The following is a 13,392-nucleotide window of genomic DNA, read 5'->3' as shown; positions in this document are numbered from 1 at the left end:
GCTGGAGGGTGCACTGGAGAGTTCAGTGGAGAGCGAGGTGGCAGTCATGATTCAGTCCTGTTAACTTTACCGGGATTCTGGTTTACGGATGAAACAGATGATAAAGGGACTGAGATTGCTGTCAACCTTGTTAACACCAAAGGTTAACAGCAAAGAACGGATTCAAACCGCATTGCAGGGTATTCGCGACCTGCTTCCTGCCGGAGGCGGCCACTGTGTTGCCTGCCTGGCACCTGATGCCCGCTACGGACTCTGCAATCCCTGCCGTCAGGACCTGCCCGTCAATCGCTGGCACTGCCGTTGCTGCGCCCTGCCCCTGGCATTTGCCGGCAACGAAACGCTCTGTGGCCAGTGCCTCCAGGCCCCGCCTCCGTTCAGCCGGGTGATTGCCCCATGGCGTTATCGTTTCCCGGTCGACGGCATGATCCAGCGCTACAAATACAACGGCCAGCGCGCGTTTGCCCGCCCCCTTATCAACGACCTTGCAGACCACCTGATCGCAACCCTGGACACCACGCCGGAATTGCGGCCGGATCTGCTGCTGGCCAGCCCGATGCACCCGGCCCGGCGTCGCAAGCGGGGGTTCAATCAGGCCGCGGATATTGCCGAACAGATCAGCAAACGATCAGGCATACCCTGGACCACGGAGCTGGTCACAAGGAACCGACACACCCACCCCCAGCGTGGTCTGAACCGGGAACAACGGCTGGCCAACCTGCGGGGCATTTACGATGTCACCGGAACACCGCCGCCGCGAATCGCCATTGTGGATGATGTCGTGACCACCGGCGCCACCGCACGAAGTCTCGCTGAAGTGCTGCTGGGCGCCGGCGCAACAGACGTTCAGATCTGGGCGCTGGCAAGAACGCCCGGATGAGCGGCAGGACATCACTCACCCAGCTTTTCAGCGACTTTCTCGGCAATTGCCAGGCATGCCGTCAAACCGGGTGATTCAATGCCAAACAGGTGTACCAGCCCGGGAACCTCATGGTCCTGCTCGCCATCAATCCGAAAATCGGCAAAGCCGCCTTGAGGGCCTGCCAGCTTGGGACGGACACCCGCATAGGCGGGTTGCAGCCGGGTTTCATCGAGATCCGGCCACCAGCGGCGAATGCTGTCAGCGAACAGCCGTGCCCGATCCGGGTCCACGGAAAAATCCACCTGGCTTATCCATTCCACGTCTGGTCCGAAACGGGCCTGGCCCGCCAGATCCAGGGTCAGGTGAACGCCGAGGCCACCCGGCTCCGGGACCGGATAGATGAGCGAGCTGAAGGGGTGGCGTCCCGAATAGCTGAAATAGACCCCACGGGCCAGCCACTGCTGCGGCACCAATACCCCGGGAGCGCCCTGCCAGCGAGACGCCAGCGAGACCGCCTCCAGTCCGGCGGCGTTCACCACACGCCGGGCAATCAATTCGCACCGCGCCTGACCGCCGAGCCACAGCCGATGACGGTTACCCTGGGTTTCGGCATGTTCCACCGATGCCTGACAAACAAGCTGGCCACCATGATCCTCAAGATCCCCCAGCAATGACAACATGACCCCATGACTGTCCACGATGCCGGTTTCCGGAGAGTACAGCGCGTCATCGGCCAATACCCCGGGCAGTGCTTGCCTGAGTGCCTCACGGCCCACCCGTTGCAATTCAACCCCGTTGTTCCCTGCCTGCCGGGCTATACCGGCAAGTGCCTCCTGTTGGGCGTGGCCACGGGCAACAATCCACTTGCCGGTTTTACGGTGGCCAATATGGCGCTCACGGCAGAAATCATAAAGTAAGTGGCGACCACGAACGCACAAGCTCGCCTTGGCGGAGTTCTCGGGATAGTAGATACCGGCATGGATAACCTCGCTGTTCCGCGATGAGAGCCCCTCGCCGAAGCGGTCACCGGATTCCAGCACCAGCACCTCGCTGCCCTGTATCGCCAGCTGTCGGGCCACGGCGAGGCCGACAATGCCGGCACCGATGACCACCGTATCGGCCTGAAGCACTTCTGTGTCTGTCATCAGAATCTCACTTACCCTGGCCTGTCTGTGGGAGTTTGCCCGAATCGCATTACTGTGACTGCCCCGAAACGTTATACTTGCCCAGGGAAACAAGTGCACGGAGCAGGTAAAGCGATGTCTGACAGGAAGCAGTTTATAATTGTAATGATGGTAGCGGCCATATTTGTCGGCTGGCTCGGCTGGCGGGGTTTCGAGGTTATCAGCCTCAACCAGAACCTGAAAGCCGATGACATGGTGGCCAACTACCCCTATCAGCACCGTGTTTTGAGGGTTGAGGGCAATACCGCCATCATGAGTTCACTGCGATCCCACCAGACATCCACTCACGAGGCACTGAGCACCATTTTCCCCAGCATGCGCAACCTGGGCGACAATCACCGGGACTGGCAAAGGGCAGAACGCGAACTGGCCCAGGTTCAGGCCAGGGCCGGTGATATCGTACTCAGCGCCAGCGGCGTGGAGCGGATTCGCTGGGAACTGGACGAAAACTGGTATCACCTTGCAAAGATGCAGGCTCAACAAAGTTCAAGGCGCTAAACCGTAATTATGACCGAAACGTCAAGTCATCCATACGATGCACTCAAGCCCGATAAAATTCTCGACGCCATGGAGGGTGCGGGATTCATCGTTAATGGTCGACTGTTCGCCCTCAACAGCTATGAAAACCGCGTCTATCAGATTGGCATAGAAGACAAGTCACCGGTCATTACCAAATTCTACCGCCCCGGGCGCTGGAGTGAGGCGCAGATTCGTGAAGAGCACGAATTTACCGCGCAACTGCTGGCAGCGGACATCCCGGTGGTGGCCCCCCTGGTGATGCCGTCGGGGGATACCCTTGGCCGCTGTGACGATTTCCTGTTTGCCGTCTTCCCCCAGCGGGGCGGACAGGCTCCTGATACCAGCGTAACCGACACCCTTTACCGCCTTGGCCAGTGGCTGGGCCAGCTTCACAATGTCGGCGACACGGCCAGTTTCGCTCATCGTCCTGTGATGGACGTGCTCTCGGGAATTGAGGACAACAACCGCTTCCTGATAGAAAACCGCTGGGTCCCGGACGATCTGCGCCCAGCCTGGGAATCGCTGATTCCCGACCTGGTGGACCAATGCGCCCGCCGGATAGACGAGGCCGGCGAAGTGCATTCCCTGAGGCTCCACGGTGATTGCCATGGCGGCAATATCCTTTGCCGTGAGGAGCAGATGCTGTTTGTCGATCTTGATGATTGCCGCACCGGGCCAGCCATTCAGGATCTGTGGTTGCTTCTTAACGGGGATGATATCGAGCGCGGCCAGCAGTTCGGAGAACTGCTCGAGGGTTATGAAATGTTCCGGGACTTCAATCGTCGCGAACGACACCTGATTGAACCTCTGCGCTGTTTCCGGCAGATCTCCCATTGCACCTGGCTGGCCAGGCGCTGGGATGACCCCGCCTTTCCCCGTTTCTTCCCCTGGTTTGCCCAGCCCCGTTTCTGGTCAGACCAGATCCTGTCGTTGCGGGAGCAACTTGCCGCACTGCAGACCCCTTCCATTAACCTTCCCGGCCAGTACTGAGGCCGGAAAAAACCGATAGACCGGAGACTGTTTGATGAGCCAGAGTGAGGCCAGATTCACGGTACGCAGCCTGATTGCAACAGCCATTGGCACCATTATTGTGACCGTTCTGGTGTTGGAGGCCAGTGGTAGGATTGATCACTCGGACAACAAGGACCACGTACCGGTGGGTGAGTTCGAGGCCGTTCATATCACGCCGGGTGAGGAATTCCGCATGTCACCCAAATCATCAGAGCTCCACGCGGTGTGTGAACAGGGTTATCTGGCCATTGCCGCCGATGTGGATCCGGACTTCCGCGGCATCCTTGTGGACTACAAGAACCGGGGCGTCCGCTGTAGCCGCGGCCCTGCGGCGGGAGAGGAAGGCCAGGAGCCCGCGGGCAATGAGTGACAGCAGCAAAAAGCCCGGGCAGGCGCTGGACCGACTGTTTGCAAGCGATCGTGAAGCCGGCGAGTTTCGTTTTGACGCCGCCGTAGCCCGGGTTTTCCCGGACATGATCCGCCGATCGGTTCCCGGCTACACCACAATTATCCCCATGATCGAGGTGATTACCGAACAATACGCCCGGCCCGGCAGCCACTGTTACGACCTCGGTTGTTCCCTGGGTGCTTCGACCCTGGCCATGCGCCATGGCATTGGTGACCGGGACTGCATCCTCACCGGCGTCGACAACTCTCCCGCCATGATTGAACGCTGCCAACATTACATTGCCCTGGACGATCATCCACTGCCGGTTTCCCTGCGCTGTGAGGACATTCTCGATACCGAGCTCGGCAACGCCTCGGTCACTACCCTGAACTTCACCCTCCAGTTCGTGGAACCCGCAAGGCGGGCGCAACTGATGACCCGCATTGCTGATGCCACCCTGCCCGGTGGTGTACTGATCCTTTCCGAGAAAATCCGCTTCGAGTCCGAAACGGAACAGGCGATACAGACGCAACTGCATCACGAGTTCAAGCGCGCCAACGGCTATTCCGACCTGGAAATCAGCCAGAAGCGTTCCGCCCTGGAGCAGGTGCTGATTCCCGAAACCCTGGCGGAACACCGGCAACGACTGACCAATGCCGGCTTCAGCGAGGTCATGGTGTGGTATCAGTGCTTCAATTTTGTCTCCATGCTCGCCATCAAATCGCCCTGAACGGAGCCTTCATGACAACTTTCGACTGGCAGGGGTGCTTTGCCCCGTTGCTCGATGACCTGGACAGCCGTGGTCTGGAGCACTGGCGAGCTCTGCTGCAGCAGCAACTCCGTAAACGTTTCGATGAAAATCCCCACGGTGACATCGCCCGCTGGATGCGGGCGCTGCATACTTTGCCGGCCATCAGGGATGTAGGCGCCGACCTGAACCGTCCGGCGATCACCCTGCGCACAGATCAGCCCCTGACAGCAGACGATTCGACGCGCCTTGTACAGGGGCTTCGGGGGCTGATGCCCTGGCGCAAGGGTCCGTTCGATTTCTTTGGCACCTATATCGATACCGAGTGGCATTCAGACTGGAAGTGGGACCGGGTGTCGCCCTTCCTGTCGGATCTGACGGGCCGGCAGATACTGGACGTGGGTTGTGGTTCGGGCTATCACTGCTGGCGCATGCTGGGGGAAGGGGCCGGGCGGGTCATCGGTATCGATCCGGGGCTGCTGTTCCTGTTCCAGTTCCTGAGCGTCAAACGCTACGTCAGCCCGCAGCAGCGGATTGACCTGCTGCCGGTGCGCATGGAGGATCTGCCAGCGAAACTGGAAGCTTTCGACACGACTTTCTCAATGGGGGTGCTCTACCACCGCCGCTCGCCACTGGACCACCTGCTGGAGCTCAAGGACACACTTCGCGCGGGCGGTGAGCTGGTGCTGGAAACCCTGATTGCGGACGGGCCGGAGGGCTATAGCCTGATGCCGGAGGACCGTTACGGCCAGATGCGCAACGTGTGGTTCCTGCCCAGCTGCGACACCCTGCTACGCTGGCTCGACCGAACCGGTTTTCGCAATGCCCGCGTGGTTGACGTGACCGAAACCACCACCGGGGAGCAGCGGAAAACGGACTGGATGCGGTTCCAGTCGCTGGCCGACTTTCTGGATCCGGACGATCCGACAAAGACCATCGAAGGCTATCCGGGCCCGAAAAGGGCAACCATCATTGCCGACAAGCCCTGAGGCCTGCCGCCATGGAATCAACCAGCTATTCGCCGAAGGGGTGGCGCAGGACCACGGTTTCCACCCGGTCAGGGCCGGTGGAGATAATGTCGATAGGCGCCTCGATCTGCTCTTCAAGGAAACGGATGTAGGCCTTGGCATTCTCCGGCAACTGATCCAGCGCGGTCAGTCCGACCGTGCTGTCCTGCCAACCCGGTAATTCCGCGTAAACCGGCTCGATGTCCTTGTAGGTGTCACAGCCGATGGGAGGACGGGTGATTTCACCGAGGGGCGTTTTATAGCCGATGCATACCTTCACCGTGTCCATGCCGTCCAGCACATCCAGCTTGGTCAGGCAGATGCCGGACACGCTGTTGATCTGGATGGCATGTCGCAGTGCCACGGCATCAAACCAGCCACACCGCCGTGAACGGCCGGTGGTTGTACCAATCTCGTTGCCCTTCACTGCCAGGTGCTGCCCCATGTCGTCAAACAGCTCGGTCGGGAAAGGTCCGGAGCCCACGCGGGTGGTATAGGCCTTGGTAATACCCAGTACATAGTCCAGGAACAGCGGGCCGAAGCCGGAACCGGTGGCGGTGCCGCCTGCCGTGGTGTTGGACGAGGTGACATAGGGATAGGTACCCAGGTCGATATCCAGCAGAGAGCCCTGAGCGCCTTCGAACAGGATATGCTCACCGCGTTTGCGCAGGTCATGGAGGATATCCGTGACGTCGGCCGACATCGGCAGAATTTCTTCGCCCATGGTCATCAGTTCCGTAAACGCCTGGTCTATATCTTCAGGCTCTTCGCGGAAATACTCGGTCAGAACGAAATTATGGTAGGACATGATTTCCTTCAGCTTTTCCTTGAAGCTCTGCGGATCGCACAGATCGCCTACGCGAACCCCGCGGCGGGAAACCTTGTCTTCATAAGCCGGACCAATTCCGCGGCCGGTCGTACCGATCTTGTCGACACCTCGCGCACGCTCCCGGGCCTGATCAATGCGAACGTGAGTCTTGAGGATGATAGGGCACGCAAGACTGATCCTGAGTCGGTCACGCACCGCAACACCGTTGCCCTCGAGCTCCCGGACTTCCTTGAGGAGCGCTTCGGGGGAGAGGACCACGCCGTTGCCGATCAGGCACTGGACGTTCTTGCGCAGGATGCCGGAAGGGATCAGGTGAAGTGCGGTTTTCTTGCCCTCAATAACCAGTGTGTGACCGGCATTGTGCCCGCCCTGAAAGCGCACCACCGCCGAAACCTTGTCGGTCAGCAGGTCAACAATCTTGCCTTTTCCTTCATCACCCCATTGGGTGCCCAGCACTACAACGTTTTTACCCATGTCTCTCTCTCATTGCGGCTTCGCCGATCGACGGAATCCCCGCAGATTTACCTGTAAATGAGTGGCTCGATACCGGTCGGTTATCAGCCCAGCTGTTCCACGACCCACTGGCCATCACGCTTTACCAGAACGCGGTCGCAATTGCGGGACCGCGGATCGACGCCTTCGTCCTCCGGCAGGGCCCGAACGACGGTTTCAGTCATCCGCAAACCCGAAATAACACCGTCCAGCCCGGGCTCCTGCATTGCCGGCGCCCAGATTGCCTTGCCGGGCTGACCGGGACGCTGACCAAGGGAAACCAGTGCACGGATATCAAGACTGAACCCCGTCGCCGGTCGGGCACGGCCAAAATCACTACCGATAGCGTCATACCGGCCGCCCTTGGCGACAGCGTCGCCGTGTCCCGGCACATAGGCCGCAAAGACCAGGCCGGTATGGTAGTTGTAGCCGCGAAGTTCACAGAAATCGAAACCAAAGCTGACTTCCGGATAATCATCGGCCAGCATCTCTGCCACCCGCTCCAGCTGCTCCAACGCCTGGCGAAGCGGCTCCGGCGCGCCTTCAAGAATGTGTTTCGCCTCCATCAGCGCCGGCTTTCCGCCACTGACCCTGGCCAGCTCCCTGAGCATGCTTCCGGCGGACCCCGGCGGGCAGTCACCCAACAGCTGGTCCAGTTCCGGCACCGATTTGCGGGCCATGGCATCGAAAATGGCGGCGCCGGTGTCGCGGTCGAATCCGGCCTCGCCCACCAGGCTTTCGTAAATGGTTACATGGGCCAGATCGAGGTGGATTTTCGGCAACCCGGACACCCGCAGGGCTTCCAGCATCAGCCTGATCACTTCCATGTCCGCCGATTCGGACCCACTGCCGAACAACTCGCACCCGGCCTGGATAGGCGTGCGCCCGGTCAGCATGTGGCGCGGGCGCGTGTGCAGGACATGGCCGGCGTAACACAAGCGGGTAATACCCTCTTGGCCAAGGGTATGGGCATCAATGCGCGCCGCTTGGGGCGTCATGTCGGCTCGGAGCCCCATCATCCGGCCGGTGAGCTGATCCGTGAGCTTGAAGGTCTGGAGTTCCAGATCATGCCCGGTACCGGTAAACAGGGATTCGAGATATTCAATCAGCGGCGGGATAACCAGCTGGTAACCCCAGCGCTGGCAGGTATCCATTACATCCCGGCGCAGGGATTCAATCTGTCCAGCCAGTGGCGGAAGGATGTCTTCCACGCCATCCGGCAATAGCCAGCGGTCAGATACTGTCATGAGATTCGATTGTCCGTTTTGACCCGGGGCAAAACTCGGACCACGGGAGTGAACAGGATTTAGGGCGATGTTCGGTACCAGAGAAAAACCCGAACCAAAACCGGCGGAATTTTACACTGTTGGCAGGCACAAAAAAACCGGAATACCGAGGTATTCCGGTTTTGTCGTCATCGCTGCGCCGATCAGCGGGCTCCCTGGGGATCCTTGAGGAACCGGAGGAACGAACTGTCGGTGTCGATCACCATGATGTCGTCCTCGTTCGCGAACGTGTTCTGGTAGGCTTCGAGGCTGCGATAGAAGCTGTAGAACTCGCTGTTCGAGCCGTAGGCATCAGCGTAGATCTCTGCTGCTTGGGCATCACCCTCACCACGCATCTCTTCGGCACTGGCGAAAGCCTCCGACAGGATGACAGTGCGCTGGCGATCCGCATCGGCGCGGATTCCCTCAGCAAGCTCCTGACCCCGGGAGCGGAACTCCTGTGCCAGCTTTTCACGCTCAGTGGCCATACGACGGTAGACGTTCTGGCTCACCTGCCCCGGAAATTCGATGGCCTTGACGCGGATATCCACCACACTGATACCGAACTCTTTCTGCGCCGTTTCGTTGACCCGCTCCGTCAGCGTCGTCATCAATTCGTCACGCTGGCCGGAAACCACCTCGACCATGGTACGCACACCGAACTCGTCCCGGAGGCCATTGTCCACACGGGACAACAGCAGCTCGGAAGCACGGAATTCGTCGCCACCGGTGGCACGATAGAACTGATCCACATTCTGGATTTTCCAGGCGATGTACGAGTCCACGTCCAGTGGCTTCTTCTCAACGGTCAGATACTGACGCGACGGTAAGTCGGTCGTCAGCAATCGAACATCAAATTCCCGTACCTGATCGATGACTGGCACCTTGAAGTGGAGGCCCGCCTCAATGTCCGTCTGGATCAGCTCCCCGAACCGGAGCAACACGCCGCGGTGGGTTTCCGGAATGATGTACACGCTTGAGAGCGCAACCAGCACGACAATCAGGGCGCCTGCAAGGCCCGCAATGCTTTTGGTTCCCATAATTATCTACTCCTCCGAACGCCACTGTCCTGCCTGCCACGCAGCTCCTGCGCAACCTGATCCGACAGGGTCTGGATATCGACATTACCGCTGCCGGAGCCGGAGCTGTTCTGGCCATCAGACATTGCGCCCGCTCGGTTGGTCAGCCTGTCCAGGGGCAGAAACATCATGTTGTCGCTGCTTTCCGTATCCACCAGCACCTTGCTGGTTCTTGAAAGCACACCTTCAAGTGCCTGGATGTACATGCGCTCACGGGTCACTTCGGGTGCCGTTTCGTAAACATCCAGTACCGCGAGGAAGCGCGAGGTCTGGCCACGAGCGCGATCAATCACTTGCTGCTTGTACGCTGAGGCCTCCTCGGTCAGACGCTGGGCGCGACCACGGGCTTCAGGAACCACTTTATTGCGGTAGGTCTCTGCTTCTTCCTTGAGCTGCTGCTCATCTTCACGGGCACGCTGAACTTCCCGGAACGCGTCCTGTACCGCATCGGGTGGCTGTGTACTCTCGACGTTTACCCGAACGATTGACAAGCCGGTGCCATATTCCTCAAGGAAGGTCTGGAGACGCTGCTCGACGCGAACGGCCAGTTCGGCACGTCCTTCAGTCAACACGTCGTCTAGGGTCGAACTTCCAACTTCATGGCGCAGTGCGCTGTCGGTCGCAAATGCCAGCGCCTGATTGGAATCACGGACGTTGAGCACGTAGGCCTTGGCATCACCAACGCGATACTGAACCTGCAGGTCTACCGACACCAGATTCTCGTCCTGTGTCAGCATCTGCCCGGTGGATTCCGTATTCCGAACACTGGTCACCCGCACCAGATTCACATTATCGATCAACGGAACCTTGAAACGCAGACCGGGGGGCTCGGTACGACTGTACTCACCGAAGCGGAGAACCACCGCCCGCTCCTGTTCGTTTACGGTATAGAACGATTGAAATATAACGTATCCGACGAAAATGATCGCCGCCAGGGCAAGAACCGCCCCGATATTACCGGCACTGGGTCCTCCACCTGAGGAAGAGCCACCATCACCACCTGACTTTTTGCCCTTGCCGCCCAGCAGCTTGTTAAGCTTGTCGAGACCCTTTTTCAACGCCTCGTCCAGATCTGGGGGCCCCTGATCCTTGCCACCACGACCACCCCCGGTTCCCCAGGGATCATTGTCGTTGCGGTTTCCACCCGGTTCATTCCAGGCCATAGTTATCTCCGTTTCAAGCGTGTCGAATTGCTGCAAATACTAGGGATTTATAAGCGCCCCGGCAATAGCGCAGCCTGTCTATATACGTTGATCGTCGAGTCTTACGTCTTTTTCGCGAACGCCGGCTCTGCTTAAAAGCTGTAACCAGTCACGGTGCTGCAGGCGAACCTCCAACACCGAATCCCCGCTGTCACGATGATTTTCGGAGATTACGGAGCCGGCCTCATGCAGAAGCGCCCGCAATTTTCCGTCCTCCGGTCCCAGTAGCACAAACTGGTGGATAACATCCTCAGCTAGCCGCTCCACGATGGCATCGAACAGACCCTGGAGCCCTTCGCCCGTTATCGCAGAAACCCACACGCGAACCGGCACACCCTCTTCATTGCGCTCAATCCGCGGCTGAAAATTATCCAGCAGATCAATCTTGTTGAAAACCTGCAGCACCGGAACCTCGTCGGCACCTATTTCTGCCAGGACTTCCTCCACCTGCTCCATGTTCTCTTCCCGTCGATTGTCATGGCAATCAATGATGTGAAGCAGAAGGGAGGCTTCCGTGGTTTCTTCCAGTGTGGCGCGAAACGCTTCTACCAGTTTATGGGGCAGATGACGGATAAAGCCGACGGTGTCGGCCATTACGACCGGACCGATATCCGGAAGTTCCAGTCTTCTGAGGGTTGGGTCCAGGGTGGCGAACAATTGATCCGCCGCGTAAACGGTGGAGGTGGTGATACGGTTGAACAGGGTGGACTTGCCGGCGTTGGTGTAACCCACCAGCGAGACGGTTGGAATATCCGCCCGCATGCGGGCCCGGCGCCCCTGATTACGCTGCTTGCGGACTTTTTCCAGCCGACGATGGATGGACTTGATGCGCTCTCTGAGCAACCGCCGGTCAGTCTCAAGCTGGGTTTCGCCAGGCCCACGCAGCCCGATACCACCCTTCTGACGCTCAAGGTGTGTCCAGCCTCGAACAAGACGGGTCGACATGTGTTCGAGCTGGGCCAGTTCCACCTGGAGCTTGCCTTCATGGGTACGGGCCCGCTGCGCGAAGATATCGAGGATAACCCCGGTGCGATCAAGCACCCGGCAACTGAGCTCGCGCTCGATGTTGCGCTCCTGGCTTGGACTTAGCGCGTGGTTAAAGAGCACCACATCCGCTTCGTTGGCGGTCACCGCATCGCGGATTTCTTCCAGCTTCCCCTCGCCGACAAACAATCTCGGACTGGGTTGCTTGCGGGAACCGTTAACCACACCAACCGGCTCGACGCCGGCAGACCAGACCAGTTCCCGGAACTCACCCAGGTCCTCGGATTCTTCATGGGAGGGAAACTCAATATGAACGAGAATCGCCCGTTCACCAACGTCGGGACGCTCAAACAAGTAGTAATAGCTCCAAATCAGTCAGGTTTAACCTGTCATCAAAACAAATACCCGCGGCCCTCGGAACCTTGACCGGTTCTTCGGGAGCGCGGGCAGTAAAACTGACAGTACCGGGTAAAATCGTACCGGGCAAATCAGTCTTCAGACTCTTCTCCGCCGGGCGCCTGTGGCGGGATACGAACATTCCGCGCGGGCACCACTGTGGAAATGGCGTGCTTATAGACCATCTGGCTGACAGTGTTTTTCAGCAAAATCACGAATTGGTCAAAAGACTCGATCTGGCCCTGAAGCTTGATGCCATTGACCAGAAAGATAGAAACCGGAATGCGTTCCTTGCGTAATGCATTGAGGTAAGGGTCTTGTAGAGAGTGCCCTTTTGACATGTGTATTCTCCTGTTTATAAGTAAAGGCAGATCGTCATTTTCAAGCTTTAAATGTGGTGCGAAATTCAATAATTTTCAAGGCAGTGTCTGACATAAGTTTGTCTTCACTGTCCAGCCAGTCCAGACCGGACCACTTCCGCAACCAGGTCAGCTGTCGCTTGGCTAGCTGCCGGGTAGCAGCAGCGCCCTTCTCAGCCATGGTATTGTAATCGCCATCACCGGCCAGATAGGACCATGCCTGCCGATAACCGACACAACGCATGGAAGGCAGCGCCGGGTGCAGATCGCCTCTGGCCATCAGCGCCCTGACCTCGTCAAGAAGGCCGGCACCAAGCATTGCCTGGAAGCGCCGGTTGATTCTTTCATGGAGTACCTGCCTGTTGGCTGGCGCTAATGCGAACTGCACCACAGTATACGGAAGAGACAGCGTTTCGTCTGCCTGCCATTGAGTTGAATAGGTGTAATCCTCAATGTCTTTACCCTTGCTGTCGCCGCCAGCGTGGCCGCTGCCGGGCTTATCCGCCCAGATCGACGAGATCGGGCGGCCGGTCAGGCGGATCACCTCCAGTGCCCGGACCAATCGTTGCCGGTTGTTCCTGTGAATCAACCGGGCCGCCACCGGGTCCAGCTGCTCCAGCTGCCGGTGCAGGACATCCCAGCCTTTTTCCTGTGCCTCCCGCTCTAGGGCCCGCCGGATGGCGGAGTCTGCAGCAGGCAGGTCAGACATGCCCTGGAGTAACGCCTTGAAATACATCATGGTGCCGCCTACCAGCAGCGGAATCCGGCCGGCCGCGGTGATCGCGGCCATTTCATCCAGGGCATCACGGCGAAAATCCGCGGCGGAGTATATTTCCGCGGGATCGCAGATATCAATCAGACGGTGGGGCGCCCGGGCAAGCTCCTCTGGTGAGGGTTTTGCGGTGCCGATATCCATCCCCCGGTAGATCATCGCTGAATCCACGCTGACAATATCGCAGGGCAACCGGCGGCAGAGTTCCAACGCCAGATCCGTCTTGCCGGAGGCGGTAGGGCCCATCAGGCATATGACGGGAGGCTTGCTGGTGTTATCTCCAGTGCTTGCGGTCATA

At 58.9% G+C, this 13,392-nt stretch carries 14 protein-coding genes; 6 read left to right on the top strand and 8 right to left on the bottom strand.

Annotation, left to right across the window (positions count from 1 at the left end):
• Window positions 1-88: 88 nt before the first annotated feature.
• A complete protein-coding gene (locus tag DIT71_RS14810; protein ID WP_227538149.1) occupies window positions 89-877 on the top strand; it encodes a ComF family protein in 789 nt (262 codons plus the stop codon).
• An 11-nt stretch (window positions 878-888) separates the two neighbouring features.
• On the opposite strand, the gene DIT71_RS14805 is transcribed toward DIT71_RS14810, so the two are convergent.
• Window positions 889-2,004 carry an NAD(P)/FAD-dependent oxidoreductase gene (locus DIT71_RS14805; RefSeq protein ID WP_114613987.1) on the bottom strand — a complete coding sequence of 372 codons (1,116 nt, stop codon included), beginning with the start codon at window positions 2,002-2,004 and terminating at the stop codon, window positions 889-891.
• A gap of 114 nt (window positions 2,005-2,118) precedes the next feature.
• Here DIT71_RS14805 and DIT71_RS14800 point away from each other — a divergent pair, with 114 nt between their 5' ends.
• From DIT71_RS14800 to cmoB, 5 genes are read left to right on the top strand one after another with little or no spacing between them, the layout of a single operon-like run.
• On the top strand, window positions 2,119-2,541 hold the full coding sequence (locus tag DIT71_RS14800; RefSeq protein WP_114613986.1) for a hypothetical protein: 423 nt from the start codon (window positions 2,119-2,121) through the stop codon (window positions 2,539-2,541).
• A 9-nt stretch (window positions 2,542-2,550) separates the two neighbouring features.
• Window positions 2,551-3,552: a serine/threonine protein kinase gene (locus DIT71_RS14795; RefSeq protein WP_114613985.1), complete on the top strand. Its 1,002-nt coding sequence runs from the start codon at window positions 2,551-2,553 to the stop codon at window positions 3,550-3,552.
• Window positions 3,553-3,586: 34 nt separating this feature from the next.
• Entirely contained in the window at window positions 3,587-3,943 is a 357-nt protein-coding gene (locus DIT71_RS14790; RefSeq protein ID WP_114613984.1) for a kinase, read from the top strand.
• The gene (cmoA, locus tag DIT71_RS14785) at window positions 3,936-4,691 is read left to right on the top strand and encodes a carboxy-S-adenosyl-L-methionine synthase CmoA (RefSeq protein ID WP_114613983.1); all 756 of its coding nucleotides are present in this window, start codon (window positions 3,936-3,938) and stop codon (window positions 4,689-4,691) included. The genes DIT71_RS14790 and cmoA overlap by 8 nt, the downstream gene beginning before the upstream one ends.
• Before the next feature lie 11 nt (window positions 4,692-4,702).
• Complete coding sequence (gene cmoB, locus DIT71_RS14780) at window positions 4,703-5,698, top strand: tRNA 5-methoxyuridine(34)/uridine 5-oxyacetic acid(34) synthase CmoB (RefSeq protein ID WP_114613982.1); 996 nt, start codon at window positions 4,703-4,705, stop codon at window positions 5,696-5,698.
• Between the two features lie 25 nt (window positions 5,699-5,723).
• On the opposite strand, the gene DIT71_RS14775 is transcribed toward cmoB, so the two are convergent.
• The 7 genes from DIT71_RS14775 to miaA all read right to left on the bottom strand — a co-directional run bounded on the left by DIT71_RS14775 (window position 5,724) and on the right by miaA (window position 13,391).
• Window positions 5,724-7,019: an adenylosuccinate synthase gene (locus tag DIT71_RS14775; protein WP_114613981.1), complete on the bottom strand. Its 1,296-nt coding sequence runs from the start codon at window positions 7,017-7,019 to the stop codon at window positions 5,724-5,726.
• 83 nt (window positions 7,020-7,102) lie between these two features.
• Window positions 7,103-8,284, bottom strand: coding sequence for an ATP phosphoribosyltransferase regulatory subunit (locus DIT71_RS14770; RefSeq protein WP_114613980.1), 1,182 nt, complete (start codon window positions 8,282-8,284; stop codon window positions 7,103-7,105).
• A gap of 182 nt (window positions 8,285-8,466) precedes the next feature.
• Window positions 8,467-9,342: a protease modulator HflC gene (gene hflC, locus DIT71_RS14765; RefSeq protein WP_114613979.1), complete on the bottom strand. Its 876-nt coding sequence runs from the start codon at window positions 9,340-9,342 to the stop codon at window positions 8,467-8,469.
• Between the two features lie 2 nt (window positions 9,343-9,344).
• A complete protein-coding gene (gene hflK / locus DIT71_RS14760) occupies window positions 9,345-10,544 on the bottom strand; it encodes an FtsH protease activity modulator HflK (RefSeq protein ID WP_114613978.1) in 1,200 nt (399 codons plus the stop codon).
• 78 nt (window positions 10,545-10,622) lie between these two features.
• Entirely contained in the window at window positions 10,623-11,921 is a 1,299-nt protein-coding gene (gene hflX, locus DIT71_RS14755; protein WP_114613977.1) for a ribosome rescue GTPase HflX, read from the bottom strand.
• 134 nt (window positions 11,922-12,055) lie between these two features.
• Window positions 12,056-12,304 (bottom strand): RNA chaperone Hfq, encoded by a 249-nt coding sequence (hfq, locus tag DIT71_RS14750; protein WP_007154829.1) that lies wholly within the window; start codon window positions 12,302-12,304, stop codon window positions 12,056-12,058.
• Window positions 12,305-12,344: 40 nt separating this feature from the next.
• Window positions 12,345-13,391 (bottom strand): tRNA (adenosine(37)-N6)-dimethylallyltransferase MiaA, encoded by a 1,047-nt coding sequence (miaA, locus tag DIT71_RS14745; protein ID WP_114613976.1) that lies wholly within the window; start codon window positions 13,389-13,391, stop codon window positions 12,345-12,347.
• Window position 13,392: the final 1 nt, after the last annotated feature.

This window comes from Marinobacter vulgaris (assembly GCF_003344045.1).
In the GTDB taxonomy this organism is placed as follows: domain Bacteria; phylum Pseudomonadota; class Gammaproteobacteria; order Pseudomonadales; family Oleiphilaceae; genus Marinobacter; species Marinobacter vulgaris.
This window is presented reverse-complemented; position numbering and strand designations above follow the sequence as displayed.

Bases quoted from the DNA above. Each gene is read 5' to 3' on its own strand.
- DIT71_RS14810 (WP_227538149.1), top strand. From the start codon at position 89: ATGAAACAGATGATAAAGGGACTGAGATTGCTGTCAACCTTGTTAACA.
- DIT71_RS14805 (WP_114613987.1), bottom strand. From the start codon at position 2,004: ATGACAGACACAGAAGTGCTTCAGGCCGATACGGTGGTCATCGGTGCC.
- DIT71_RS14800 (WP_114613986.1), top strand. From the start codon at position 2,119: ATGTCTGACAGGAAGCAGTTTATAATTGTAATGATGGTAGCGGCCATA.
- DIT71_RS14795 (WP_114613985.1), top strand. From the start codon at position 2,551: ATGACCGAAACGTCAAGTCATCCATACGATGCACTCAAGCCCGATAAA.
- DIT71_RS14790 (WP_114613984.1), top strand. From the start codon at position 3,587: ATGAGCCAGAGTGAGGCCAGATTCACGGTACGCAGCCTGATTGCAACA.
- cmoA (WP_114613983.1), top strand. From the start codon at position 3,936: ATGAGTGACAGCAGCAAAAAGCCCGGGCAGGCGCTGGACCGACTGTTT.
- cmoB (WP_114613982.1), top strand. From the start codon at position 4,703: ATGACAACTTTCGACTGGCAGGGGTGCTTTGCCCCGTTGCTCGATGAC.
- DIT71_RS14775 (WP_114613981.1), bottom strand. From the start codon at position 7,019: ATGGGTAAAAACGTTGTAGTGCTGGGCACCCAATGGGGTGATGAAGGA.
- DIT71_RS14770 (WP_114613980.1), bottom strand. From the start codon at position 8,284: ATGACAGTATCTGACCGCTGGCTATTGCCGGATGGCGTGGAAGACATC.
- hflC (WP_114613979.1), bottom strand. From the start codon at position 9,342: ATGGGAACCAAAAGCATTGCGGGCCTTGCAGGCGCCCTGATTGTCGTG.
- hflK (WP_114613978.1), bottom strand. From the start codon at position 10,544: ATGGCCTGGAATGAACCGGGTGGAAACCGCAACGACAATGATCCCTGG.
- hfq (WP_007154829.1), bottom strand. From the start codon at position 12,304: ATGTCAAAAGGGCACTCTCTACAAGACCCTTACCTCAATGCATTACGC.
- miaA (WP_114613976.1), bottom strand. From the start codon at position 13,391: ATGACCGCAAGCACTGGAGATAACACCAGCAAGCCTCCCGTCATATGC.